This is a genomic window from Massilia haematophila (assembly GCF_042647645.1).
GTDB lineage: Bacteria > Pseudomonadota > Gammaproteobacteria > Burkholderiales > Burkholderiaceae_D > Telluria > Telluria haematophila.
Window position 1 is genome coordinate 5216144 of sequence record NZ_JBHRVV010000001.1, and the last position, 24279, is coordinate 5240422.

Annotated in this window: 22 protein-coding genes; 20 read left to right on the forward strand and 2 right to left on the reverse strand. The window is 66.9% G+C overall.

What is annotated here, in order from left to right:
- Positions 1-26: 26 nt before the first annotated feature.
- Complete coding sequence (locus ACFOPH_RS23215; protein ID WP_379737468.1) at positions 27-725, reverse strand: fumarylacetoacetate hydrolase family protein; 699 nt, start codon at positions 723-725, stop codon at positions 27-29.
- 86 nt (positions 726-811) lie between these two features.
- Positions 812-1762, reverse strand: coding sequence for an AAA family ATPase (locus ACFOPH_RS23220; RefSeq protein WP_312547810.1), 951 nt, complete (start codon positions 1760-1762; stop codon positions 812-814).
- Positions 1763-2216: 454 nt separating this feature from the next.
- Here ACFOPH_RS23220 and mraZ point away from each other — a divergent pair, with 454 nt between their 5' ends.
- From mraZ to lpxC, 20 genes are all read left to right on the forward strand, one after another.
- Positions 2217-2645 carry a division/cell wall cluster transcriptional repressor MraZ gene (gene mraZ, locus ACFOPH_RS23225; protein ID WP_379737471.1) on the forward strand — a complete coding sequence of 143 codons (429 nt, stop codon included), beginning with the start codon at positions 2217-2219 and terminating at the stop codon, positions 2643-2645.
- A gap of 7 nt (positions 2646-2652) precedes the next feature.
- Positions 2653-3630, forward strand: coding sequence for a 16S rRNA (cytosine(1402)-N(4))-methyltransferase RsmH (rsmH, locus tag ACFOPH_RS23230; RefSeq protein WP_312547806.1), 978 nt, complete (start codon positions 2653-2655; stop codon positions 3628-3630).
- Positions 3627-3899, forward strand: a complete 273-nt coding sequence (gene ftsL, locus ACFOPH_RS23235; protein WP_312547805.1) for a cell division protein FtsL — start codon at positions 3627-3629, stop codon at positions 3897-3899. Before rsmH ends, ftsL begins: the two co-directional genes overlap by 4 nt.
- Positions 3896-5671 carry a peptidoglycan D,D-transpeptidase FtsI family protein gene (locus tag ACFOPH_RS23240; protein ID WP_379737473.1) on the forward strand — a complete coding sequence of 592 codons (1776 nt, stop codon included), beginning with the start codon at positions 3896-3898 and terminating at the stop codon, positions 5669-5671. Before ftsL ends, ACFOPH_RS23240 begins: the two co-directional genes overlap by 4 nt.
- Entirely contained in the window at positions 5671-7206 is a 1536-nt protein-coding gene (locus tag ACFOPH_RS23245; protein ID WP_379737990.1) for a UDP-N-acetylmuramoyl-L-alanyl-D-glutamate--2,6-diaminopimelate ligase, read from the forward strand. The genes ACFOPH_RS23240 and ACFOPH_RS23245 overlap by 1 nt, the downstream gene beginning before the upstream one ends.
- A 2-nt stretch (positions 7207-7208) precedes the next feature.
- A complete protein-coding gene (locus ACFOPH_RS23250) occupies positions 7209-8579 on the forward strand; it encodes a UDP-N-acetylmuramoyl-tripeptide--D-alanyl-D-alanine ligase (RefSeq protein ID WP_379737475.1) in 1371 nt (456 codons plus the stop codon).
- 4 nt (positions 8580-8583) lie between these two features.
- Entirely contained in the window at positions 8584-9753 is a 1170-nt protein-coding gene (gene mraY, locus ACFOPH_RS23255) for a phospho-N-acetylmuramoyl-pentapeptide-transferase (RefSeq protein WP_312547799.1), read from the forward strand.
- Between the two features lie 13 nt (positions 9754-9766).
- A complete protein-coding gene (gene murD / locus ACFOPH_RS23260; RefSeq protein WP_379737477.1) occupies positions 9767-11272 on the forward strand; it encodes a UDP-N-acetylmuramoyl-L-alanine--D-glutamate ligase in 1506 nt (501 codons plus the stop codon).
- Positions 11272-12492: a putative lipid II flippase FtsW gene (gene ftsW, locus ACFOPH_RS23265; protein WP_312547797.1), complete on the forward strand. Its 1221-nt coding sequence runs from the start codon at positions 11272-11274 to the stop codon at positions 12490-12492. Before murD ends, ftsW begins: the two co-directional genes overlap by 1 nt.
- A gap of 8 nt (positions 12493-12500) precedes the next feature.
- A complete protein-coding gene (gene murG, locus ACFOPH_RS23270; protein ID WP_312547796.1) occupies positions 12501-13592 on the forward strand; it encodes an undecaprenyldiphospho-muramoylpentapeptide beta-N-acetylglucosaminyltransferase in 1092 nt (363 codons plus the stop codon).
- 4 nt (positions 13593-13596) lie between these two features.
- Positions 13597-15018, forward strand: a complete 1422-nt coding sequence (murC, locus tag ACFOPH_RS23275; RefSeq protein WP_379737480.1) for a UDP-N-acetylmuramate--L-alanine ligase — start codon at positions 13597-13599, stop codon at positions 15016-15018.
- Positions 15019-15023: 5 nt separating this feature from the next.
- A complete protein-coding gene (locus ACFOPH_RS23280) occupies positions 15024-15971 on the forward strand; it encodes a D-alanine--D-alanine ligase (protein ID WP_379737992.1) in 948 nt (315 codons plus the stop codon).
- Between the two features lie 4 nt (positions 15972-15975).
- Entirely contained in the window at positions 15976-16797 is an 822-nt protein-coding gene (locus tag ACFOPH_RS23285; protein ID WP_379737482.1) for a cell division protein FtsQ/DivIB, read from the forward strand.
- Positions 16798-16809: 12 nt separating this feature from the next.
- Positions 16810-18042, forward strand: a complete 1233-nt coding sequence (ftsA, locus tag ACFOPH_RS23290; protein WP_312547791.1) for a cell division protein FtsA — start codon at positions 16810-16812, stop codon at positions 18040-18042.
- A 147-nt stretch (positions 18043-18189) separates the two neighbouring features.
- On the forward strand, positions 18190-19389 hold the full coding sequence (ftsZ, locus tag ACFOPH_RS23295) for a cell division protein FtsZ (protein WP_312547790.1): 1200 nt from the start codon (positions 18190-18192) through the stop codon (positions 19387-19389).
- A gap of 359 nt (positions 19390-19748) precedes the next feature.
- Complete coding sequence (locus tag ACFOPH_RS23300; RefSeq protein WP_379737484.1) at positions 19749-20867, forward strand: sensor histidine kinase; 1119 nt, start codon at positions 19749-19751, stop codon at positions 20865-20867.
- Complete coding sequence (locus ACFOPH_RS23305; RefSeq protein WP_379737486.1) at positions 20864-21631, forward strand: LytR/AlgR family response regulator transcription factor; 768 nt, start codon at positions 20864-20866, stop codon at positions 21629-21631. The genes ACFOPH_RS23300 and ACFOPH_RS23305 overlap by 4 nt, the downstream gene beginning before the upstream one ends.
- Positions 21632-21694: 63 nt before the next feature.
- Entirely contained in the window at positions 21695-22195 is a 501-nt protein-coding gene (locus tag ACFOPH_RS23310; protein WP_312547786.1) for a peroxiredoxin, read from the forward strand.
- A 58-nt stretch (positions 22196-22253) separates the two neighbouring features.
- Complete coding sequence (locus ACFOPH_RS23315) at positions 22254-23135, forward strand: DMT family transporter (RefSeq protein WP_312547785.1); 882 nt, start codon at positions 22254-22256, stop codon at positions 23133-23135.
- Between the two features lie 93 nt (positions 23136-23228).
- Positions 23229-24164 (forward strand): UDP-3-O-acyl-N-acetylglucosamine deacetylase, encoded by a 936-nt coding sequence (gene lpxC, locus ACFOPH_RS23320; RefSeq protein WP_312547784.1) that lies wholly within the window; start codon positions 23229-23231, stop codon positions 24162-24164.
- Positions 24165-24279 lie beyond the last annotated feature (115 nt).

A 24279-nucleotide genomic window follows, 5' to 3' on the forward strand; every position in this document is an offset into this window, starting at 1 on the left:
ACTTCTCGAGGCTTACTTCTCGACGCTTACTTCTCAACAATCTCGAGATCGAACTCGTCGACCCCTGCGACCTCGCCGTGCACGCGGTCGCCCGGTTTCAGGGCGCCCACGCCGGCCGGCGTCCCCGTGAAGATCAGGTCTCCCGGCGCCAGCGTCACCAGGCGCGACAAATGGCTGATGATGTCCGCGACCGGCCAGATCATCTCGTCCAGCGCGCCCTCCTGGCGCACCTCGCCGTTCACCGTCATGCGGATGCAGGCGTCTTCCGACGGGTGGCCGAAGCTGCTCACCGGGCGCAGCGGCGAGCACGGCGCCGAGGCGTCGAAGCCCTTGGCCATGTCCCATGGGCGGCCGTGTTCCTTGGCCGCCGCTTGCAGGTCGCGCCGCGTCAGGTCCAGGCCGACGCCGTAGCCCCAGACCTTCGCCAGCGCCTCGTCGGCCGGGATGTCGGCGCCGCCCGAACGCAGCGCCACCACCAGCTCGATCTCGTGGTGCAGGTCCTCGGTCGCGGGCGGGTAGGCTAGCGCGCCTTCGGCCGCGACCACGGCGTCGGCCGGCTTCATGAAGAAGAAGGGCGGCTCGCGGTTCGGGTCGCTCCCCATTTCGCGCGCATGCGCGGCGTAGTTGCGGCCGACGCAGAACACGCGGCGGATCGGGAAACGGGCGCTGCTGCCGAAGATGGCGAGCGAGGGAAGGGCGGGCGGCGTGATGGCGTAGTCGGTCATGGAGTTTCGCGTGGGACGTTGGAGCAATGATTCTACAGGCGCCCGGCGAATCCCTGCGCGCGGGGACTGGCTGCTCGCCGTCGTTGTTAAAACCCGATCCGCCCCTTGCCCGGCGTCGTCTTGATCCGCACGTCCTCGAGCGTGACGTGGCTGCGCCCGCCGGCCACCGCATAGCCCAGGCTGTCGAGCAGGGTCTTGCGCAGGTCGCGCGGCGAGACCGGCGCCAGCCTGTCGAGCACCGCGTCGGCCAGGCGCTCGTCGAAGCCGTTCAGGTTCAGTTCCCGCAGCAGCGTCGCATACATGCGCTGGGCGATGCCGGCCGCCTGCTCGGGCGTCGGCGCCGGCACCTCGTACACGGCCATCCGGTTCAGCAGCGGCGCGGGGATGCCCTTGGTGGAGTTGGCGGTCAGGACCCAGCAGATCTGGCTGGCGTCGATCTCGACGTCGATGAATTCGTCGCGGAAGGCGCGCGCGGTTTCCGGTTCCAGCAGTTGATACAGGGCGGCCAGCGGATCGGACTGCGAGGAGCCGGTCGCCTTTTCGACTTCGTCGAGCACCACCACCGGGTTGGCGAACTGGCCGCGCACCAGGCGTTCGGCGACCTTGCCGCACTTGGCGCCGCGCCAGCTGGCCGAGCTGCCGGTGATGACGAAGCCGGCCGACAGGGCGTTCATGCTGATCAGCTCGAACTCGGTGCCCATGGCCTTGGCCAGGCGCCGTGCGAAGTGGGTCTTGCCCACGCCCGGGCCGCCCAGCAGCAGGATCGGCATCACGTTGAAGCCGCGGTTGCCGGCGTGGGCCAGGCGCAGGTAGCGCGCCAGGTCGTCCAGGACTTCGTCGAAGTTGGGACAGTCCTCGCGCAGGGCATCGAGGGTGTCGATGGAAGAAGGGGTGGTGACGAAGCGCTCGGGCCCGGTCTCGAGCATGCGTTCGTAGAACGCGTCGAGTTCCGGCGAGCGCCCGCGGCTGCGCTCGAGGGCGTCCTGGACGTCGAGCAGGTCGTAGACGGCGCGGGTGCGGGCAAGGGTGATGCTCACGGCGGTTCTCCTTCATGCCGCCCGACGGCGCCAGCGTCGGCGCCCCTACTTGCCGGGCGATGAGCAATCCTAACCCGGGGCGCATGAATCCGCAATTTCCGGCTCGACTGTTGTGCGCGCCCGGCGGTGTTGCAGGGCGACGTCCAGTTCAGCCTATTTTTGCGTTGTGTCAAATCGTAAAGACAGCTTGTCTAGATGAGGTAGCACTTGCAATGTTTTAGCTAAGTGCTTCATTTTGCGGGAGATTTTGTCTTGACACTGCTTGAGGGAAGCGCGCTAAGTCCTTGGTTTCATTGGCAAAATCGGAAAGTTTCCTCACGGAATTCGCTTGACCAGCAACAACGCTTCCTCTAAAGTGGGAAACGGTGTGAAAAAGTGCAGTTTTGTGGGAGATGTCAGGGTCTCCCGGCGCGCAAAACAACTAGACTAATAACTCTCCAAACTAGGTACCTACGTGTTTCAAGGCGCGTCTGCGATCAATCTCGATGCGAAAGGCCGGATGTCTATCCCGGCAAAGCACCGTGACGCCCTTGCACTTCAGTGCGAAGGGCGCCTGACCTTGACCCGCCACCCGCACGGCTGCCTGCTGCTGTTCCCCCGTCCTGTCTGGGAAACCCACCGCGACCAGATCGCCGCCTGGCCGATGTCCGCTCGCGCATGGCAGCGCATTTTCCTCGGTAACGCCTGCGATGTCGAGGTCGACAGCGCCGGCCGCATCCTAATTTCCCCCGAACTGCGCTCCGCCGTCGGGCTGGAAAAGGAAGTGATGATGCTCGGCATGGGCACCCACTTCGAAATCTGGGACGCCGCCAAACTGGCCCAGGACGAGGCCGAGGCGGTTGCCGGCGGCATGCCGGATGTCCTTTCCAACTTCTCTTTCTGAGGCACCGATGACCACACCCGATACGGTGCCACATCTGCAGCATCGCACGGTGCTGCTTGACGAAGCGGTAGACGCGCTTAACCTCGACGAAGGCGAGCGCAAGAATGGCCTCTATATAGACGGCACCTTCGGCCGCGGCGGCCACAGCCGCCTGATCCTGTCGCGCCTGAACGCGGCAGGGCGCCTGGTCGCGTTCGACAAGGACCTCCAGGCGATCGCCACCGCAGAACAGATCTCCGACCCGCGCTTCTCGATCGTGCACGACAGCTTCGCCACCATGGGTTCCGCCATGGCCGCGCGCGGCGTCGCCCAGGTCGACGGCATCCTGCTCGACCTGGGCATCTCTTCGCCCCAGGTCGACGATGCCGCGCGCGGCTTCAGCTTCCGTCACGACGGCCCGCTCGACATGCGCATGGACACCACCCGTGGCATCTCGGCCGCCGAGTGGATCGCGACGGCCACCGAACAACATTTGGAAAAGGTAATACGCGATTATGGGGAAGAACGGTTTGCTTTTCAGATTGCAAAGGCGATTGTTGCTCGCCGGGCAATCGAACCAATTTCAGGCACACGCCAGCTTGCCGCAATCGTGGCAGACGCGGTCAAGACTCGGGAAAAGGGTAAAGACCCGGCAACCCGCAGCTTTCAGGCTATCCGGATTTACATCAATCAAGAGCTTGAGGACCTCGAGGCCGGATTGAACGCCGCCTATGCCTTGCTGGCGCCGGGGGCGCGCATGTCGATCATCAGCTTCCATTCGCTGGAAGACCGCATCGTCAAGCAGTTCCTGGCCAGCAAAGCCAAGGTCGCCCAGCCGGACCGCCGGCTGCCGATCCGCGCCGTCGACCTGCCGCAGCCGCAGATGAAGCTGATCGCCAAGATCAAGCCCAGCGGCGAGGAAGTCGAGGCCAATCCGCGCGCCCGCTCGGCGGTGCTGCGCGTGGCCGAGCGCCTGCCCGATGTCGCGAAGGGCAGCGCCCGATGAGCAACAAGCTCAATGTCGCGCTGGCCGCCGGCCTGATCGCCTGCGGCCTGACGCTGGTGAACGCGCGCTACCAGGCGCGCCACCTGTTCATCGAACTCGAACGCCTGCAGCAGCAGTCGCGCCAGCTCGACATCGACTGGGCCCAGCTGCAGCTGGACCAGTCCACCCTCGGCAAGAACGAACGCATCGAACAGATCGCGCGCACCGAATTGAACATGACCCCGCTGACGCCGGCCCGCACCCAGTACCTGACGGAGGGCGCGCAATGAAGCGCGACAAGTCCTTCACCACCGGCCGCGTGGCGGCCGCGAAAGGCATGGCTTTCTCGAAAAGCCCGGTGCTGGCCGTGCGCCTGCCCGACTGGCGCTCGCGCATGGTGCTGTTCATGCTGTTCGCCGGTTTCATGACCCTGGCCGGGGCCGCCGTCTACCGCCAGGTGATCGACGACGAGTTCCTGCAAAAGCAGGGCAAGAACCGCTACGAGCGCACGCTCGAAATGCCGGCCACGCGCGGCAAGATCATGGACCGCAACGGCCAGGTGCTGGCATCCTCGCTGCCGGTGAAGGCGGTGTGGGCCCTGCCCGAGGACGTGCTGGCCTCGCCGCCGGAAAAGATCGCCGAGCTGGCGCGCCTGCTGGAGATGCCGGAATCGGAGCTGCGCAAGAAGCTCGACTCCGACCGCACCTTCGTCTACCTGAAGCGCCAGGTCGAGATGGACGTCATCGCCAAGATCGAGAAGCTCAAGATCAACGGCATCGACACGCGCAAGGAATACAAGCGCTTCTACCCGCAGGGCGAAGTCATGACCCACCTGGTCGGCTTCACCAACGTCGAGGACGCGGGCCAGGAAGGCATGGAGCTGGCGCAGCAGAAGTCGCTGGTCGGCACGCCGGGCAGCCGCCGCGTGATCAAGGACCGCCTGGGCCGCGTGGTCGAGGACCTCGGCATCCTGCGCGAGCCGCACGACGGCAAGGACCTGGTCCTGTCGGTCGACAGCAAGCTGCAGTACATCGCCTTCAACAGCATCAAGAACGCGGTCGAGAAATTCAACGCCAGCGCCGGCGCCGCCGTGGTGCTGGACGTGCACACCGGCGAAGTGCTGGCGCTGGCCAACTACCCGACCTACAACCCGAACGATCGCCGCAAGCTGACCGGCGAGCAGCTGCGCAACCGCGTCATTACCGACACCTACGAGCCGGGCTCGATCATCAAGCCCTTCACCGTGGCGCTCGGCCTGGACAAGAAGCTGATCACGCCGAACACCGTGTTCGACACCGGGTCCGGCCGCATCACCATCGGCGGGCGCACCATGCGCGACTCGCACCCGAAGCCGATGCTGACCACCAGCGGCATCATCCAGAAGTCGTCGAACGTCGGCGTGGTCAAGATCTCGCAGATGATCCCGCCGCAGGACATGTGGGAGCTGTACACCAAGCTCGGCTACGGCCAGGCGCCGCGCTTCGGCTTCCCCGGCCCGGCCGCCGGCCGCGTGCGCCCATGGAAGTCATGGCGCCCGGTCGAGTACGCGAACATGGCCTTCGGCCACGGCCTGTCGGTCTCGCTGCTGCAGATGGCGCGCTCCTACATGGTCTTCGCCCGCAACGGCGACATCATCCCGCTGTCGTTCGTGAAGGTGAACGAGGAGCCGGCCGGCCAGCAGATCATCTCGCCGCAGACCGCGGCCCAGGTGCGCACCATGCTCGAATCCGTGGTCAGCCCGCAGGGCACGGCCTCGCGCGCCCAGGTTGCCGGCTACCGCGTCGGCGGCAAGACCGGCACCGCGCAGAAGGTGGTCGACGGCCGCTATTCGCAGAGCCGCTACGTCGGCTCGTTCGTCGGCATCGCGCCGATGTCGCGGCCGCGCTTCGTGATCGCGGTGATGGTCGACGACCCGCGCGGCGCCGTCCACACCGGCGGCGGCGTGGCGGCGCCGACCTTCGCCGACCTGGCCGCCAGCGCGCTACGCGCCGACAACGTGCCGCCCGACTCGTCGGTCACCGACATCATCATTCCCGCCGAACCACTCGAGGAGAGTTTGTGATGGCACCCCGTCACCACGATATCTGCCATTGGGTTGTTGCCGCCGCACCAGGCGGCAAACTCGTTTCCGACTCGCGCCAGGTCACGCCGGGCGACGTCTTCTTCGCCTACCCGGGCGACACCCTTGATGGCCGCCGCTTCATCCGGGCCGCCGTCGATGCCGGCGCCGCCGCCGTGGTCTACGATCCGCGCGACTTCGCCTGGGACGACAGCCTGGACGTGCCGCACCTGGCCGTGCCCGACCTGAAGCCCCAGGCCGGCACCATCGCCCACGCCTGCCTCGGCCAGCCCGACGCCGACATGTTCACCGTCGGCGTCACCGGCACCAACGGCAAGACCTCGATCTCGGTCTGGCTCGGCCAGGCGCTCGCGAAACTCGGCGAGACCAGCGCCGTGATCGGCACCCTGGGCGTCGGCATGTACAAGGGCGGCGCGGCGCCGGAGTTCATCGAGACCGGCTACACCACGCCCGACGCGGTGCTGCTCGCCTCGCGCCTGTCCGCCGTGCGCGCGGCCGGCGCGCGCGCGCTCGCGATCGAGGTGTCCTCGATCGGCCTGGAACTGGGCCGCACCGCCGGCATGCACTTCGACGTCGCCGTCTTCACCAACCTGACGCGCGACCACCTCGACTTCCACGGCGACATGGAAAGCTACGAGGCGGCCAAGCGCAAGCTGTTCGCCTGGCCCGAGCTGCGGCACGCGGTGGTGAACCTGGACGACGCCGCCGGCCAGCGCCTGGTCGCGCACCTGCGCGCGAGCCAGCCGCAACTGGCCGTGACCGGCTACACCCTGAGAAGCGAAGCCGAGCAGCCGGCCATCGGCGGCGTCACCATCCTGCGCGCCTCGCACAAGCGCAGCCGCCCGGTGGGCACCGAGTTCACCCTGCAGGCGCTTGACGCCAGCATGGTCGTGAAGACCCAGCTGGTCGGCCACTTCAATATCAGCAATGCGCTGGCCGTGCTGGGCACGCTGCTGGCGAAGGGCGTGCCGCTCAAGAGCGCAGTGGAGGCGGTGGAGGCCCTGGCGCCGGCGCCGGGCCGCATGCAGCAGATCGGCGGCCAGGACGCGCCGATGGTCGTGATCGACTACGCCCATACCCCGGACGCGCTGGAAAAGACCCTGGGCGCGCTGCGCCAGGTGGCGACCGAGCGCGGCGGCGCCGTGTGGTGCGTGTTCGGCTGCGGCGGCGACCGCGATCCGGGCAAGCGTCCGCAGATGGGCGCGATCGCGCAGATGGCCGACCAGGTCATCGTCACCAGCGACAATCCGCGCAGCGAGGAGCCGGGCGAGATCATCGCCCAGATCCTGGCCGGCATGGACCAGGACCACCCGAGCGCGAAGCACCAGGCGATCGAGGACCGCGCCGCCGCCATCCTGTGGGCGGTCAAGCACGCGGGCAAGCAGGACGTGATCCTGCTGGCCGGTAAAGGCCACGAACCCTACCAGGAGATCAAGGGCAAGAAGATGCCGTTCTCCGACGCAGACCACGCCGCGCTGGCCCTGACCGCGCGGCTCACCATGATGAGGACACACTAAGCATGCGCGGTTCGCTCGCACAACTGATCGCTTCGATGCCCGGTTCCCAGCTGACCGCTGATGCCGCCTTCGACAGCGTCTCGACCGACAGCCGTACGGCACAGGCCGGCGCGCTGTTCGTCGCATTGCGCGGCGACACCTTCGACGCCCACGACTTCCTCGACCAGGTCGCCGCGCGCGGCGTGGCCGCCGTCGTGGCCGAGCGCCTGCCGCAGGGTTGGACCCTGCCGGCCATCGTGGTGCCGAATTCCCTGGCGGCCCTGGGCCAGATCGCGAACAGCTGGCGCCGCCGGTACGGCATTCCCCTGATCGGCGTCACCGGCAGCAACGGCAAGACCACGGTCAAGGAAATGATCGCGGCCATCCTCGCCGCCGCCTTCGGCAACGACGGCCGCCTGGCGACCCAGGGCAACCTGAACAACGAGATCGGCGTGCCGCTCACGCTCATGCGCCTGGACGCCGCACACCGCGCCGCCGTGGTGGAGCTGGGCATGAACCATCCGGGCGAGATCGGCCGCCTGGCCGCCATCGCCCAGCCGACGGTCGGCCTGGTCAACAACGCCCAGCGCGAGCACCAGGAGTTCATGCACACCGTGGAAGCGGTGGCGCAGGAGAACGGCTCGGTCTTCGCGGCATTGCCGGCCGACGGCGTCGCCGTGTATCCGGGCGACGACGTCTACACGCCGCTGTGGCGCGGCCTGGCTGGGCATTGCCGCAGCCTGACGTTCGGCCTGAGCGACGCGTGCGACGTGCGCGCCAGCTACACCGGCACCGGCTTCGGTAACAATTTGAAAGTCTCCTCCCCAGCCGGCGCGTTCGAGGTGAAACTGGCCGCCGCCGGCGAGCACAACGTGCGCAACGCGCTCGCCGCGATCGCCTGCGCGCTCGCCGCCGGCCTCGAACCGGCGACCATCGTGCGCGGCCTGGAAGCCTTCACCCCGGTCGGCGGACGCCTGCAGGGCAAGCAGGCCGCCAATGGCGCGCTGGTGATCGACGACACCTACAACGCCAACCCGGATTCGATGCGTGCCGCGATCGACGTGCTGGCAAGCTACCCGTCGCCGCGCATCCTGGTGGTCGGCGACATGGGCGAGGTCGGGGCGCAAGGAAAAGAATTCCACGAAGAGATTGGCGCCTACGCGCAGGCACGCGGCATCGAGTCCGTGCTGGCGACGGGCGAGCTGTCGCGCCACCTGGTGGCGAGCGGCGCAAGGCATTTCGAGCAGTTTGACGAATTATTGGCAGCACTGGACGAGCAACTGGGCGGCAATTCTGACGCAACTGTGTTGGTGAAGGGCTCGCGCTTCATGAAGATGGAGCGCGCGGTCAATCACCTGATTGGTTCCACAAACACTGGCAAGGACGCCCACTAACACTATGCTTCTCTGGCTTGCACAATACCTGCAGGACTATATCGGTCCGATGCGCATCTTTAACTTCATCACCTTCCGTGCGGTGTCCGCCGCGATCACCGCGATCGCGCTCGGCCTGTTTACCGGCCCGGCCGTGATCCGCAAGCTCACCGAAATGAAGGTGGGCCAGGCGGTGCGCACCCAGGGTCCGCAGACCCACCTGAAAAAGCACGGCACCCCGACCATGGGCGGCATCCTGATCCTGATCTCGATCGCCATCTCGACCTTGCTGTGGTGCGACCTGTCGAACCGCCTGATCTGGCCGGTGCTGGTGGTCACGCTCGGCTTCGGCGCCGTCGGCTGGGTCGACGACTACCGCAAGGTGGTCTACCAGGACCCGGAAGGCATGCGCTCGGGCGAAAAATACTTCTGGATGTCGCTGATCGGCATCGCCGCCTCGCTGTACCTGGCGTTCTCGGTGTCGGCGCCGACCCCGTGGGAAGTGGCGCAGCTGTTCTGGGAATGGGTGCAGTCGGGCTTCTCGATGACCCTGCCGCCGAAGGCCGACCTGATCGTCCCCTTCTTCAAGACCATCAGCTACCCGCTGGGCGTGTGGGGCTTCATCGCGCTGACCTATTGCGTGATCGTCGGCACCTCGAACGCCGTCAACTTTACCGACGGCCTGGACGGCCTGGCGATCATGCCGACCGTGATGGTCGGCGGCGCCCTGGGCCTGATCGCCTACCTGACCGGCAACGTCACCTATGCGAAGTACCTGTTCATCCCGCACATCGAAGGCGCCGGCGAACTGCTGATCTTCTGCGGCGCGATGGCCGGCGCGGGCCTGGCCTTCCTCTGGTATAACGCGCATCCCGCGCAGATGTTCATGGGCGACGTCGGCGCGCTGGCGCTGGGCGGCGCGCTCGGCACGATCGCCGTCATCGTGCGCCAGGAAATCGTGCTGTTCATCATGGGCGGCGTGTTCGTGGCCGAGACCCTGTCGGTGATCATCCAGGTGAGCTGGTTCAAGTACACCAAGAAGCGCTACGGCGCCGGCCGCCGCGTCTTCCTGATGGCGCCGCTGCACCACCATTTCGAACAGAAGGGCTGGAAGGAGACCAAGGTCGTGGTCCGCTTCTGGATCGTGACGATGATCCTGGTCCTCGTCGGCCTGTCCACCCTCAAACTGCGCTAGGCGACAAGACGCGATGAACTACGAAGGCAAACTCGCACTGGTACTGGGGCTCGGCGAATCCGGGCTCGCGATGGCGCAATGGCTGGCCCGTTGCGGCGCGCGCGTGCGCGTGGCCGATACGCGCGCCGCGGACAAACTCGCGGCGCGCCTGCCCGCGCTGCGCGAGGCGGTCCCGAGCGCCGAGTTCGTCGCCGGTGATTTCGCGGCAAGCCTGCTCGGCGGCGTCGACTTCGTCGCCGTCAGCCCGGGCCTGGCGCCGAACCGCGAACTGGCCGCGATCGGTCCGGCCGCGCAGGCCGCGAACATTCCCGTGTGGGGCGAGATCGAGCTGTTCGCGCAGGCGCTGGCTGCGCTGAAGGCGGAGCAGGGCTATAGCCCGAAAGTCATCGCGATCACCGGCACCAACGGCAAGACCACCGTCACCAGCCTGACCGGCCTGCTGTGCCGCCGCGCCGGTTTCGATACCCGCGTCGCCGGCAACATCAGCCCGGCCGCGCTCGACGTGCTGCGCGAGGCCTTGGCCGAAGACAAGCTGCCCCAGGCCTGGGTGCTGGAACTGTCCAGCTTCCAGCTGCACACCACCTCCAGCCTGAACGCCGACGCGGCCACGGTATTGAATATCTCCCAGGACCACCTCGACTGGCACGGTGACATGGCGGCCTATGCGCTTGATAAGGCGCGCATCTTCGGCGCCGACACCGTCCGCGTGCTGAACCGCGACGACGCGACCGTGATGCGCATGGGCGCCGCGGGCGCGCAGCAAGTTACGTTCGGCACCGGCGAACCCGACGAGCCGAACGCGATGGGCCTGGTCAACGAGCGCGGCGTGCTGTGGCTGGCAACCGCCGTCGCGGGCGAAGCAAGCGAGAAGAAGCTCAAGAAAGGCGAAGTCCCTGAGCCGGTCGAGATCACGGTCAATCGCCTGATGCCGGCCGACGCGCTGAAGATCCGCGGCCTGCACAATGCGGCGAACGCGCTGGCCGCGCTGGCCCTGTGCCGCGCCGCCGGCCTGCCGCTGGCGCCGCTGCTGCACGGCCTGCGCGAGTACGCGGGCGAGCCGCACCGCGTGGAACTGGTCGCCAGCATAGACGGCGTCGATTTCTATGACGACAGCAAGGGCACCAATGTCGGCGCCACGGTCGCCGCATTGGCCGGCCTGGGCAAGGCCTTCGGCAACCCGGAACAGCAGATCCTCCTGATCGCCGGCGGCGACGGCAAGGGCCAGGACTTCGCACCCTTGGCCGAGCCGGTGTCGCGCTACGTGCGCGCCGTGCTGTTGATCGGCAAGGATGCGCCGGCCGTGCGGGCGGCGCTCGAACCCTCGGGCGTGCCGTGCTTCGACCTGGACGACCTGCCGCAGGCCGTGCGCCGCGCCGCCGGCCTGGCCCGTGCCGGCGACTGCGTGCTGCTGTCCCCGGCCTGCGCCAGCCTCGACATGTTTACCAATTACGCGCACCGCGCCCAGGTCTTCGTCGACGCCGTGCGCGACATTGCCCTGGACAAGGGAATGGAAATCTGATGGCCTTCCAGATCCCCTTCAAGTTCTCCGGCACGGCCAGTCCAAGCGAGGCGATCGCCGAGCGCACACGCCCGTCGAAGATGATGGACTACGACCAGCCGCTGGTCTGGGTCGTGCTGATCCTGATGCTGTTCGGGATGGTGATGGTGTATTCGGCGTCGATCGCGCTGCCGGACTCGCCCAAGTTCTCCTACCTGCAGGGCCGCCACGAGTACTTCCTGTACCGCCAGGCCGGCTTCATCGCGGTCTCGATCGCGGCGGCCTGGTTCGCCTTCCGCATCCCGGTCGCGGTGTGGCAGCGCTTCGCGCCGCTGATGTTCGTCGGCACCCTGTTCCTGCTGATGCTGGTGCTGGTGCCCGGCATCGGCGTGTCGGTCAACGGCGCGCGCCGCTGGCTGTCGCTGAAGGTGTTCAACCTGCAGCCTTCCGAGATGATGAAGATCGTGGTGGTCCTGTACGCGGCCGACTTCACCGTGCGCAAGCAGCAGTTCATGCACAAGCTGACCAAGGGCTTCATGCCGATGGCCTTCGCGGTCGGCGTGGTCGGCATGCTGCTGCTGCTCGAGCCCGACCTCGGCGCCTTTGGCGTGATCGTCTGCATCGCCATGGGCATCCTGTTCCTGGGCGGCTTCAACATGATCTGGTTCGGCGGCATCGGCGCCATCCTGGTGCTGGTGTTCTCCTCGATCATCGCGCTCTCGCCGTTCCGCCGCGCGCGCATGTTCGCCTACCTCGACCCATGGGAAGAGGGCAATGCGCTCGACAAGGCCTACCAGCTGACCCACTCGCTGATCGCCTTCGGCCGCGGCGAGCTGGCCGGCGTCGGCCTGGGCAACAGCGTCGAGAAGCTGCACTACCTGCCCGAGGCGCACACCGACTTCATCATGGCCGTGATCGGCGAAGAGCTGGGCCTGGCCGGGGTGCTGGTCACGCTGGGACTGTTCTACTGGCTGGTCAAGCGCGCCTTCGACATCGGCCGCCAGGCGATCGCCCTCGATCAGTTCTTCGCCGGCCTGGCCGCGAAGGGCATCGGCATCTGGCTCGGCGTGCAGACCTTCATCAACATGGGCGTGAACCTGGGCCTGCTGCCGACCAAGGGCCTGACCCTGCCGCTGATGAGCTATGGCGGTTCCGGCGTCCTGATCAACTGCGTGGGGCTGGCGATCCTGCTGCGCATCGACTACGAGAACCGCGTGCTGATGCGGGGAGGGCGCCTGTGAGTAAGCTTATGAAGCGGCCTGCGAAGAAATTGATGATCATGGCGGCCGGCACCGGCGGCCACATTTTCCCCGGCGTGGCCATTGCCCAGACCATGCGCGAGCGCGGCTGGGACGTGAGCTGGCTGGGCACCGCCCACGGCATGGAAGGCGAGATCGTGCCGAAGCACGGCATCCCGATGGACGCCATCGACTTCGCCGGCCTGCGCGGCAAGGGCCTCGGCCACACGGTCAAGGGCGCCTTCAAGATGGCGGCCAGCTTCGCCACCTGCCTGCGCGTGCTGGGACGGCGCAAGCCCGACGTGGTGCTGGGCATGGGCGGCTACGTCACGGTGCCGGGCGGGATGATGGCGCGCACGCGCGGCATTCCGCTGGCGCTGGTGAACGCCGACGCCGCGCTGCTGCTGTCGAACAAGACCCTGACGCCGCTGGCCAGCCGCGTGCTGTTCGGCTTCCCGGCCGACTTCGGCAAGGCCGCCGGCAAGGCCGTCGTCACCGGCAATCCGGTGCGCCAGGCGATCCTCGACCTGCCCGGCCCCGCCGAGCGCTTCGCCGGTCGCACCGGTCCCTTGCGCGTGCTGGTGGTCGGCGGCAGCCTCGGCGCCAAGGTGCTGAACGACAGCGTACCGGCCGCGCTGGCGCAGATCCCGCTGGAACAGCGCCCGATCGTGACCCACCAGTCGGGCAAGAAGAACATCGAGGCGCTGCGCGCCGCCTATGCCCAGGCGGGCGTGGCGGCGAACGTGGTCGACTTCATCGAGGACATGGCCGCCGCCTACGCCCAGGCCGACCTGGTGATCTGCCGCGCCGGTGCGATCACGGTGTCGGAACTGACCGCCGCCGGCGTGGCCAGCGTGCTGGTGCCGTTCGTCGCGTCGACCACCAGCCACCAGCGCGACAACGCGGTCTGGATGGCGCAGCAGAAGGCTGCGATCCACCTGCCGCAGGGCGAACTCTCGGCCGCGCGCGTGGCGCAGCTGCTGCAAACGACGACACGCGCCGATTGCCTGGCGATGGCGCAGGCGGCGCAGGCGGTCGGACAGCGCGAGGCCAACGAGGCCATCGCGGCCGTGCTCGAACAACTGGCGAACAACAAGAACTAGACAGATGAAACACAAGATCAAGCACATCCATTTCGTGGGCATCGGCGGCAGCGGCATGAGCGGCATCGCCGAGGTGCTGCTCAACCTCGGCTACAAGGTGTCGGGCTCGGACCTGTCGAGCAACGCGGCGGCCCAACGTTTGCAGGAACTGGGCGCGCGCGTCTATCTCGGCCATGCGGCCGACAACATCGTCGGCGCCGACGCCGTCGTCACCTCGACCGCGGTGATTGAGACCAATCCGGAAGTGATGGCGGCGCGCAGCGCCCAGATCCCGGTGGTGCCGCGCGCGATCATGCTCGGCGAACTGATGCGCCTGAAGCGCGGCATCGCGATTGCCGGCACCCACGGCAAGACCACCACCACGAGCCTGGTAGCGTCAGTCTTGGCCCAGGGCGGCCTGGACCCTACTTTCGTCATCGGCGGGCGCCTGAACAGCGCCGGCGCCAACGCCAAGCTCGGCACCGGCGACTATATCGTGGCCGAGGCCGACGAGTCGGACGCGTCCTTCCTCAACCTGTCGCCGATGATCGAGGTGATCACCAACATCGACGCCGACCACATGGAGACCTACGAGCACGACTTCGAGAAGCTGAAGGCCGCGTTCGTGAACTTCACCCACCGCCTGCCGTTCTACGGCCGCGTGATGCTGTGCATCGACGACCGCCACGTGCGCGCCATCCTGCCGCAGGTGACGAAACCGGTGACGACCTATGGCTTCTCGGAAGACGCGCAAGTGCGCGCCCTGGATGCCTACGCCGACGGCGTGCACATGCACTTCACGGTGCGCCAGGAGGGCTATCCGGACACGAAATTCGTGCTGAACCAGCCCGGCATGCACAACGTCCTCAACGCCTGCTCGGCGATCGCGATCGCGCGCGAGATCGGCATCGAGGACAGCGCCACCGCCCAGGGCCTGCTGGAATTTCGCGGCGTCGGCCGCCGCTTCACGCGCTACGGCGACGTGGCATTGGAAGGCGGCGGCAGCTTCACCCTGGTCGACGACTTCGGCCACCACCCGGTCGAGACCGAGGTGACCCTGGCCGCCGCGCGCGCCGCCTACCCGGGCCGGCGCCTGGTGCTGGCCTTCCAGCCGCACCGCTACAGCCGCACGCGCGATTTGTTCGAGGACTTCGTGAAAGTGCTGGCGGCGCCCGACGTGCTGCTGCTGGCCGAGGTCTACCCGGCCGGCGAGGCGCCGATCGTCGCGGCCGATGGGCGTTCCCTTGCCCGCTCGCTGCGCGCCGGCGGCAAGATCGAACCGATTTTCGTGGAAACGATCGCCGAGATGCCCGACGCGATCCGCCAGGTGGCGAAGGACGGCGACGTCGTGCTGACCATGGGCGCGGGCTCGATCAGCGGCATTCCGCAGCAGTTAGTTTCGCAACAGACGCAACAACCGACTTCACAATCAAAGGTCACATCGTGAGCGACATTATTACCAACTTCGGCAAGGTCGGCGTCCTGTACGGCGGCCGCTCGGCCGAGCGCGAGGTCTCCATCATGTCCGGCACCGGCGTGCTGCAGGCCCTGAAGAGCCGCGGCATCGATGCCCACGGCTTCGATCCGGCCGAACGCTCGCTGGCCGACCTGGCGGCCGAAAACTTCGACTGCGTCTTCATCGCGCTGCACGGCCGCTACGGCGAAGACGGCAGCCTGCAGGGCGCGCTCGAGCAGCTCGGCATTCCCTACACCGGCAGCGGCGTGATGGCGTCGTCGGTGGGCATGGACAAGATCACCACCAAGATCATCTGGCTGTCGAAAAACATCCCGACCCCGAAGTACGCGACCGTCGCGCCGGGCGACGACCTGGACAAGATCGTGGCCGAACTCGGCCTGCCGCTGATCGTCAAGCCGCCGCTGGAAGGCTCGACCATCGGCATCACCAAGGTCGAGCGGGCCGAGGAATTCGAGGCCGCCGTGGCGCTGGCCGCCGGCTTCGACGAGGTGATCCTGGCCGAGGAGTTCGTGACCGGCCGCGAGTTCACGGTCGCCGTGCTCGGCACCGGCAAGGACGCGCGTGCGCTGCCGATCGTCGAGATCGTGGCCCCGCAGGGCAACTACGATTACCAGAACAAGTACTTCACCGACGACGTCAAGTACCTGTGCCCGGCGCCGCTCGACGCCGCGCTGACCGAGGAAATCCAGAAGCACGCGGTGGACGCCTACCGCGCGCTCGGCTGCGAAGGCTGGGCCCGGATCGACGTGCTGGTGCGCGAGAGCGACATGCGTCCGTTCCTGCTCGAAGTGAACACCTCGCCGGGCATGACCGGCCACTCGCTGGTGCCGATGGCGGCGCGCGCGGTCGGCATCAGCTACGAGGACCTGTGCATCGAGATCCTGCGCTCGGCGCGCTGCAAGATGGTGAAGGCACAAGGCTGACGACATGTGGCATGACGTACGCGCCCTGAACGCCACCGCCAGCACGTTGCTGGCGGCGACGCTGCTCGCGTCCATCGCGAGCGGCGTGTGGTGGCTGAGCCAGCGGCCGATGTTCCTGTTGCGCGCGGTGACGGTCGAGAGCCTGTATGGCATGGACCTGCGCCACGTGAACGAGCTCACCGTGCGCAACAGCGTTTTGGGCAAGATCCGCGGGAACTTCTTCACCACGGACCTCGAGCAGGTGCGCGCGACCTTCGAAGCCGTGCCTTGGGTGCGGCGCGCCACCGTGCGCCGCGAATGGCCGAACCAGCTGATCGTCGAGGTCGAGGAACACGAGGCGCTCGGCACCTGGGGCGAAGGGCGCCTGCTGTCGGTGAAGGGCGATGTCTTCACCGCCAACCTGGCCGAGGCCGACGACGACCACGCCCTGCCGGCCTTCTCGGGCCCGGCCGGCAGCGAGAAGGAAGTGCTGGCGCGCTTTGCCGAACTGCGCGCCTGGTTCGCGCCGGTGAAGCTGGTGCCGCAGGAACTGTCGCTGTCCTCGCGCTACGCGTGGACCGTGAAGCTGGACAACGGCATGAGCGTGGAGCTCGGCCGCGAGAAGGACAAGAACACCGTCAAGGCGCGGGTGCAGCGCCTGGTCGGGGTCTACCCGCAGCTGGTGGCCAGGCTGCAGGAAGGCCGCATCGACACCATCGACATGCGCTACTCGAATGGTTTGGCACTGTCGTCGGCGGCACTGACCGTGCCGGCGGACACCACCAAGCCGGTGAAGCCGTCGAAAAAGAATAAAACGACTACTAACAAAACAACCAAGCAAATCTAAAGCAGGCGAGCAATGACAAAAGACGCGAAAAACCTGATCGTCGGCCTCGACATCGGCACCTCGAAGGTGGTGGCCGTCGTGGCCGAGGTGATGTCCGACGGACGCCACGAGGTCATCGGCCTCGGTCAGCACGAGTCGAAGGGATTGAAGAAGGGCGTCGTGGTCAACATCGAGGCCACCGTCGAATCGATCCAGCGCGCGCTCGAGGAAGCCGAGCTGATGGCCGACTGCAAGATCCGCAATGTCTACGCCGGCATCGCGGGCAGCCATATCCGTTCGTTCAATTCGAGCGGCATGGTGGCGATCAAGGACAAGGAAGTCACCGCCACCGACGTCGCGCGCGTGATCGAGACCGCCAAGGCGGTCAACATCCCGACCGACCAGCAGCTGCTGCACACGGTGCCGCAGGAGTTCATCGTCGACAACCAGGAAGACGTGCGCGAACCGATCGGCATGAGCGGCATCCGCCTGGAAGTGCGCGTGCACATCGTCACCGGCGCCGTGTCGGCAGTGCAGAACATCGTCAAGTGCGTGCGCCGCTGCGGCCTGGAAGTGTCGGACCTGATCCTGCAGCCGATGGCCTCGGCCGACGCGGTGCTGACCAACGACGAGAAGGAACTCGGCGTGGTCCTGATCGACATCGGCGGCGGCACCACCGACATCGCGGTCTTTTCCGACGGCGCGATCCGCCACACCGCCGTGATCCCGATCGCCGGCGACCAGATCACCAGCGACATCGCGATGGCGCTGCGCACGCCGACCGGCGAAGCCGAGGAAATCAAGCTGCGCTACGGCGTGGCCAAGCAGGTGCTGGCCGATCCGGGCGAAACGCTCGAGGTGCCGGGCCTGGGCGACCGCGGCCCGCGCGCCCTGAGCCGCCAGGCGCTGGCCGCCGTGATCGAGCCGCGCGTGGAAGAACTGTTCGCGATGGTGCACCAGGTGGTGCGCGAGTCCGGCTACGAAGGCGTGCTGTCGTCGGGCATCGTCCTGACCGGCGGCACCTCGCTGATGCCGGGCATGATCGAGATGGCCGAAGACATGTTCCTCAAGCCGACGCGCCTGGGCACGCCGGACTACCGCGGCCAGCTCGCGGACGTGGTGCGCAGCCCGCGCTACGCGACCGTGCTGGGACTCTTATTGGAAGCGAAAAAGCAGTACCTGCGCGGCCACATCGTGACTCGCCAGGATGGTTCGGTGAAGGCAGTCTGGCAGCGCATGAAGGAATGGTTCTTAGGGAATTTCTAAATGGATTTCCACGCAGCAAACAAGCGTCATTGATTCGGTACAAATACATAAATTTTTACAATACATAGCCGTCACCAAGGCTGAGTCCTGATACCCTAATGGGGTTTGGCGATTGGTCACGGCAATTTGAAAATTAGGAGTCACATCATGGAGTTCGATATGGTCGATAACGCGGCACTGGGCACGGTGATCAAGGTCGTCGGCGTGGGTGGTGCGGGCGGCAACGCGGTGCAGCACATGATCAACAAGGGCGTCTCGGGCGTCGAGTTCATCGCCGCCAACACCGATGCCCAGGCACTGGCGGCATCGAGCGCGAACAACATCATCCAGATCGGCGAATCGGGCCTGGGCGCCGGCATGCGTCCGGAGATCGGCCGCCAGCTGGCCGAGCAGACCCGCTCGCGCATCGAGGACTCGCTGCGCGGCGCGCACATGGTCTTCATCGCCGCCGGCATGGGTGGCGGCACCGGCACCGGCGCCGCGCCGATCGTGGCCGAAGTCGCCAAGACCATGGGCGCCCTGACCGTCGCCGTGGTCTCCAAGCCGTTCTCCTACGAAGGCCAGAAGTGCATGGACATCGCCGAAGCCGGCCTGGAAGAACTGTCCAAGCACGTCGACTCCCTGATCATCATCCTGAACGAGAAGCTGGAAGAGATCTACGAAGACGAATCCATGCTCGACTGGATGAAGCACGCCGACGACGTCCTGAACAACGCCGTCGCCGGTATCGCCGAGATCATCAACGTGCCGGGCCACATCAACGTCGACTTCAACGACGTGAAGACCATCATGAGCGAGCAGGGCAAGGCGATGATGGGCACCGCGACCGCTTCGGGCGTGGACCGTGCGCGCATCGCGGCCGAGCAGGCCGTCGCTTCGCCGCTGCTGGACGGCATCGACCTGTCGGGCGCCAAGGGCGTGCTGGTCAACGTCACCGCCTCGCGCGGCCTGAAGGGCAAGGAGATCAAGGAAGTCATGGCCGCCGTGCGCGCCTTTGCCGCTCCGGACGCATCGATCGCACAGGGCATCGCCTACGACGACGCGATGGGCGACGAGATCCGCGTGACCGTGGTCGCGACCGGCCTGGGCAAGAACAAGAACAAGATGCAGCTGGTCCAGCCGCAGCAGGTCCTCAAGACCGGCACCTACAACGCGCCGATGATGGGCACGGCCGGCCTGACCGGCGGCATGACCATGGGCACCGCCAGCGTCGGCGGTCCTGGCGACGGCATGAAGCAGCCGGCCGTGTGGCGCCGCGAGCAGGCCTCGGAGCAGGTCCAGGCCATGCAGCGCAACGGTGTCGAGACCTACGACATCCCGGCCTTCCTGCGCAAGCAAGCCGACTAAGCGTTTATACGGTTAAACGTAGAGACGTAAAGAGAAAACCGGGATCGGAGCTGACGCTCCGGTCCCGGTTTTTTTACGTCTCGCAGAAACGTGGGGTGGGCGCCCTGTGCCCACCGGATCGCCGGCGCTTCGATATCGTGCCGGATGATCTCGCTGCAAACCATCATCGGTGGGCACGGGGCGCCCACCCTACGATGCTCACACGCTGACGATCACAACCCCGGCGCCGGCACCTCGGGCATCCGGTTGCGCAAACTGACATCCAGCGTCTTTTAGCTTGCCGTGTGTCGGCCCATCTGTCGATCCGTCGCAGTCCCTGCGGCAGGGGCGGTTTGGTGTTGTAGACTAGAAAGATGATCATGCCATCCACGCTCGCGCAGTCCTGGCGCTCGTTCTGGACCTTGCGCAAGCGCCGGGGCGGCGAGCTCTGGACGCACCTTGTCATCGCCGCGGCGCTGGCGCTGCTGGCCTGGGCCGCCCTCTGCCTGCTGGGCCTGGCCGGGGTGATCACCGTCAAGGTGCCCGATGCCGCCTTCCTGCACCGGCTGCTGCTCGGCATGCTGCTGCTGTTCCTGGCAATCGCCTGGAGCATGCTGGCCGTGGTGCGCCTGGCCGAAGCGCTGCTGCCTGATACGATGCTGGCCAGGCTGTCGCCGGTGCGCGACTGGCGCGCGGCGGCGCTGGTCAGCCTGCTCCTGCTGGCCGGCCTCATGCTCGGGAACCTGGTCGGCAGCGGGCTGCTGGCGCTGGTCTACCCGGACAGCGAGTTCTTCGCCTCCTCGGCGCTGCGGCGCCAGCTGCGCGTGCTGCAATTCCTGCCTTTCCTGGGCATCGTCGCCGGACTCTTCTGGCGTGGACGCCTGCAGCGCCAGGCGATGCAGGCCCAGGCGGCCGAGGCGCAACTGCGCCTGCTGCAGGCGCAGATCGAGCCGCACTTCCTGTTCAACACGCTGGCCAACATCGAGAGCCTGCTGGATGCCGATCCGCCGCGCGCCCGCGCCATGCTGGAAGCCTTTTCGGACCACCTGCGCGCCGGCATGGGCCAGCTGCGGGTGGAAGAAACCACGCTCGGCGCCGAACTCGAGATGGCGGCCAACTACCTGCGCCTGCTGCAGATCCGCATGGGCGCGCGTCTGCGCTTCGCGGTCGACGCCGGGCTTGAAGCGCGCGCCGCGCTGCTGCCGCCCCTGCTGCTGCAGCCGCTGGTGGAGAATGCCATTCGCCACGGCCTGGAGCCGAAGGTCGCGGGCGGCGAGGTGCGCATCGAGGCGCTGGTCGAAGAGGGGCGCCTGCGCATCCGCGTCGTCGACGATGGCCTGGGACAGGACGCGCCGTCCGCCGGCCGTGGCGCCGGCATGGCGCTGGCGAACATCCGCGCGCGCCTGCGGCACCGCTACGGCGAGCGCGCCAGCCTGAACCTGCGGCACGCCGACGGCACCAGCGCCACCCTCGAACTTCCCTACCGGACCGCATCATGACCCGCGCCCTGATCGCCGACGACGAACCCCACCTCGCCCAGCACCTGCAGCAGCAACTGGCGCGCCTCTGGCCCGAACTCGAGATCGTGGCCGTGGCAAGCAACGGCATCGAGGCCGCCGCCCGCATCGCCGACCTCGAGCCCGAGCTCGCCTTTCTCGACATCCGCATGCCCGGCATGAGCGGGCTGGAAGTCGCGCAGGGCATCGAGGGCCGCACGCGCGCGGTCTTCGTCACCGCCTACGACGAGTACGCGGTGCAGGCCTTCGAGCACGCGGCCCTCGACTACCTGCTGAAACCCCTGCGCACCGAGCGCCTGCAGCGCACCATCGAACGCGTGCGCTCGGCACTGGAGAAGCCGCCGCAGGAAGACGCCGCGCTGGCCCAGGCCCTGCGCCGCCTGATGGGGCAGCCCGCCGGCGAGCGCCTGCCGCAGTTGCCCTGGCTGCGCTACCTGCGCGCGGGGAAGGGCGGCATGGTCCACAACATCGCCGTGAGCGAGGTGCTGTTCTTCCAGGCCGACGACAAGTACACGGTCGTGCGTACCGCGGGCGACGAATACATGATCCGCACCCCGATCGCCGAACTGGCGGCGCGCCTCGATCCCGACGAGTTCTGGCAGGTCCACCGCGGCACCATCGTCAACCTGGCGCACCTGGCCGGCACCCGGCGCGACGAGGCCAGCCGCCTGTTCCTGCGCATGCGCGGACACGCCGTCGAGCTGCCGGTGAGCCGTGCCTATGTGCCGCTGTTCGGGGCGATGTGATGCAGGCTCGGCCCGGATCGGGCATACTGGCGGGATTTCCAAAATAACACCTGAGGAGTACGCATGACCATCCAGATTGGCGAACAGCTGCCGGAAGGCACCCTGGCCGAATTCATCGACACCGAAACCGAAGGCTGCACGCTCGGTCCAAACACCTTCTCGGTGGCGGATCTGGTCCGGGGCAAGAAGATCGCGATCTTCGGCCTGCCGGGCGCTTTCACCCCGACCTGCTCGGCCAAGCACGTGCCGGGCTTCGTCGAGAATGCCGAGGCCTTCAAGGCCAAGGGCGTCGACGAAATCTGGTGCATCTCGGTGAACGACGCCTTCGTCATGGGCGCCTGGGGCCGCGAGCAGAAGGCCACCGGCATCGTGCGCATGATGGCCGACGGGAACGCCGCCTTCACCAAGGCGCTGGGCCTGGATGCCGATTTCTCGAAGCACGGCATGGGCACGCGCTCGCAGCGCTACTCGATGCTGGTCGAGGACGGCGTGGTCAGGCAGCTGAACGTGGAGCAGGGCGGCTTCGAAGTGTCGAAGGCCGAAGCGCTGCTGGCCCAGATCTGATTTACATTTCCGCATTACCCGACGGCGCCGCGGCGCCGTTTTTTGTTTCGATTATCGTATGAGTAAAGTCTCCGGCAACCTGCGCAGCATCTACGCGATGCTGATCGCCGTCTTCATGTTCTCGCTGATGGACACGGCGATGAAGCTGCTCGCCGCCCACTATCCGGCGATGCAGGTGGCGGCCTTGCGCTCGCTGTCCTCGCTGCCGCTGGTGTGCGCCTACGTCGCCTGGCGCGGCGGCTTCAAGACGATGCTGCGCGCGCGCTGGTCGCTGCACGTCCTGCGCGGCGCGCTCGGGATCGGCATGCTGGCGCTGTTCGCCTATGGCCTCAAGCGACTCAGCCTGGCCGAAGCCTATTCGGTCTTCTTCATCGCGCCGGCCCTGATCACGGCGATGTCGGTGTTCTTCCTGAAGGAGCGCGTCAACCTGGCGCGCTGGATCGCCATCGTGATCGGACTGGCCGGCGTGCTGGTGGTGCTGCGTCCGGAAGGCGGCGGCTTTCTGACCCTGGGCGGCCTGGCGGTGCTCGGCTCGGCCGTGTGCTACGCGATCTCGGCGATCGCCGCGCGCATCCTGGCGCGCACCGACAGCACCCAGCAGATGATGTTCTGGCTGATGCTGCTGATGGCGCTCGGCGCCACGGCGCTGGCGGCGCCCGATTGGGTCGGCGTCGATCCCGGCCACCTGCTGCTGCTGTGCGGCCTGGCCGTGAGCGGCTTCTTCGGCCAGCTGGCGATCACCGAGGCCTTCAGCCACGGCGAAGCCTCCGTCGTCGCGCCTTTCGAGTATTCGGCCCTGGCCTGGGGCGTGGCGATCGACTGGCTGATGTGGAGTACGCTGCCGGACAGTTACACCATGATCGGCGCGGCCATCATCATCGGCAGCGGGTTGTACCTGATTCGCCACGAGAAGAGCCATTCGGAGTCTGAACATCCCTAGGCTTGTCGCGCGCGCGCATCGCTTGTTGACAGGGTTTCTATGCTGCAAGAAGCGGCCCCGGCAAGGTTCGAAAAGCACAGATATAATCGGTCCATGCTCAAACAACGAACCATCAAACAACTGGTGCGCACGACCGGTGTCGGTCTGCATTCGGGCCGCAAGGTCGAACTGACGCTGCGCCCGGCGCCCGTGGACACCGGCATCGTGTTCCGCCGCGTGGACCTCGACCCCATGGTCGAATTCCCGTCGAGCGCGGAAGTCGTCGGCGACACCCGCATGGCCTCGGTGCTGGTCAAGGATTCGGCGCGCGTCTCGACCGTCGAACACCTGATGTCGGCCTGCGCCGGCCTCGGCATCGACAATCTCTACATCGAAGTCACCGCCGAGGAAATCCCGATCATGGACGGCTCGGCCTCGTCCTTCGTCTTCCTGCTGCAGCAGTCCGGCGTCGAGGACCAGCCGGCGCCGAAGAAATTCATCCGCGTGCTGAAGGAAGTCGAAGTGCGCCAGGGGACCGGCAACAGCGAGAAGTGGGCAAAACTCAAACCCCACGACGGCTTCAAGCTCGACTTCTTCATCGAATTCAACCACCCGGCGGTGGACGGCACGATGCAGAACGCCTCGGTCGACTTCGCCCAGGTCTCCTACGTGCACGACGTGGCGCGCGCGCGCACCTTCGGCTTCATGCAGGACGTGGAAAGCCTGCGCGGCATGGGCCTGGCGCGCGGCGGCTCGCTCGAGAACGCGATCGTGATGGACGAATACCGCATCCTGAACGCGGACGGCCTGCGCTACGACGACGAGTTCGTGCGCCACAAGATCCTCGACGCGATCGGCGACCTGTACCTGGTCGGACACCCGCTGCTGGCGGCGTACGAAGCGCACAAGTCGGGCCACGCGCTCAACAACGACCTGCTGCGCGCCCTGCTGGCGCGGCCGGACGCCTACGAGATCGTGACCTTCGACGCGGTCGACAGCGCACCGCCGTCGTACGTGCGGCAGATGCGCGAGGAGTGGGCACTTACCTGAGTAGTTTCGTAGGGTGGGCTCTCGAGCCCACGCGGTCGTACCGGTGCGTACCCGAAAGTGAATCGATTAGTGGGGCGATGGTAGAAGGTGTTGCGAAGTGCGCATGAGCGCGACG

Coding starts and splice junctions, on each gene's coding strand:
- ACFOPH_RS23215 (WP_379737468.1), bottom strand. CDS start 725: ATGACCGACTACGCCATCACGCCGCCCGCCCTTCCCTCGCTCGCCATC.
- rsmH (WP_312547806.1), top strand. CDS start 2,653: ATGACCACACCCGATACGGTGCCACATCTGCAGCATCGCACGGTGCTG.
- ftsL (WP_312547805.1), top strand. CDS start 3,627: ATGAGCAACAAGCTCAATGTCGCGCTGGCCGCCGGCCTGATCGCCTGC.
- ACFOPH_RS23240 (WP_379737473.1), top strand. CDS start 3,896: ATGAAGCGCGACAAGTCCTTCACCACCGGCCGCGTGGCGGCCGCGAAA.
- ACFOPH_RS23245 (WP_379737990.1), top strand. CDS start 5,671: ATGGCACCCCGTCACCACGATATCTGCCATTGGGTTGTTGCCGCCGCA.
- ACFOPH_RS23250 (WP_379737475.1), top strand. CDS start 7,209: ATGCGCGGTTCGCTCGCACAACTGATCGCTTCGATGCCCGGTTCCCAG.
- mraY (WP_312547799.1), top strand. CDS start 8,584: ATGCTTCTCTGGCTTGCACAATACCTGCAGGACTATATCGGTCCGATG.
- murD (WP_379737477.1), top strand. CDS start 9,767: ATGAACTACGAAGGCAAACTCGCACTGGTACTGGGGCTCGGCGAATCC.
- ftsW (WP_312547797.1), top strand. CDS start 11,272: ATGGCCTTCCAGATCCCCTTCAAGTTCTCCGGCACGGCCAGTCCAAGC.
- murG (WP_312547796.1), top strand. CDS start 12,501: ATGAAGCGGCCTGCGAAGAAATTGATGATCATGGCGGCCGGCACCGGC.
- murC (WP_379737480.1), top strand. CDS start 13,597: ATGAAACACAAGATCAAGCACATCCATTTCGTGGGCATCGGCGGCAGC.
- ACFOPH_RS23285 (WP_379737482.1), top strand. CDS start 15,976: ATGTGGCATGACGTACGCGCCCTGAACGCCACCGCCAGCACGTTGCTG.
- ftsA (WP_312547791.1), top strand. CDS start 16,810: ATGACAAAAGACGCGAAAAACCTGATCGTCGGCCTCGACATCGGCACC.
- ftsZ (WP_312547790.1), top strand. CDS start 18,190: ATGGAGTTCGATATGGTCGATAACGCGGCACTGGGCACGGTGATCAAG.
- ACFOPH_RS23300 (WP_379737484.1), top strand. CDS start 19,749: ATGCCATCCACGCTCGCGCAGTCCTGGCGCTCGTTCTGGACCTTGCGC.
- ACFOPH_RS23305 (WP_379737486.1), top strand. CDS start 20,864: ATGACCCGCGCCCTGATCGCCGACGACGAACCCCACCTCGCCCAGCAC.
- ACFOPH_RS23310 (WP_312547786.1), top strand. CDS start 21,695: ATGACCATCCAGATTGGCGAACAGCTGCCGGAAGGCACCCTGGCCGAA.
- ACFOPH_RS23315 (WP_312547785.1), top strand. CDS start 22,254: ATGAGTAAAGTCTCCGGCAACCTGCGCAGCATCTACGCGATGCTGATC.
- lpxC (WP_312547784.1), top strand. CDS start 23,229: ATGCTCAAACAACGAACCATCAAACAACTGGTGCGCACGACCGGTGTC.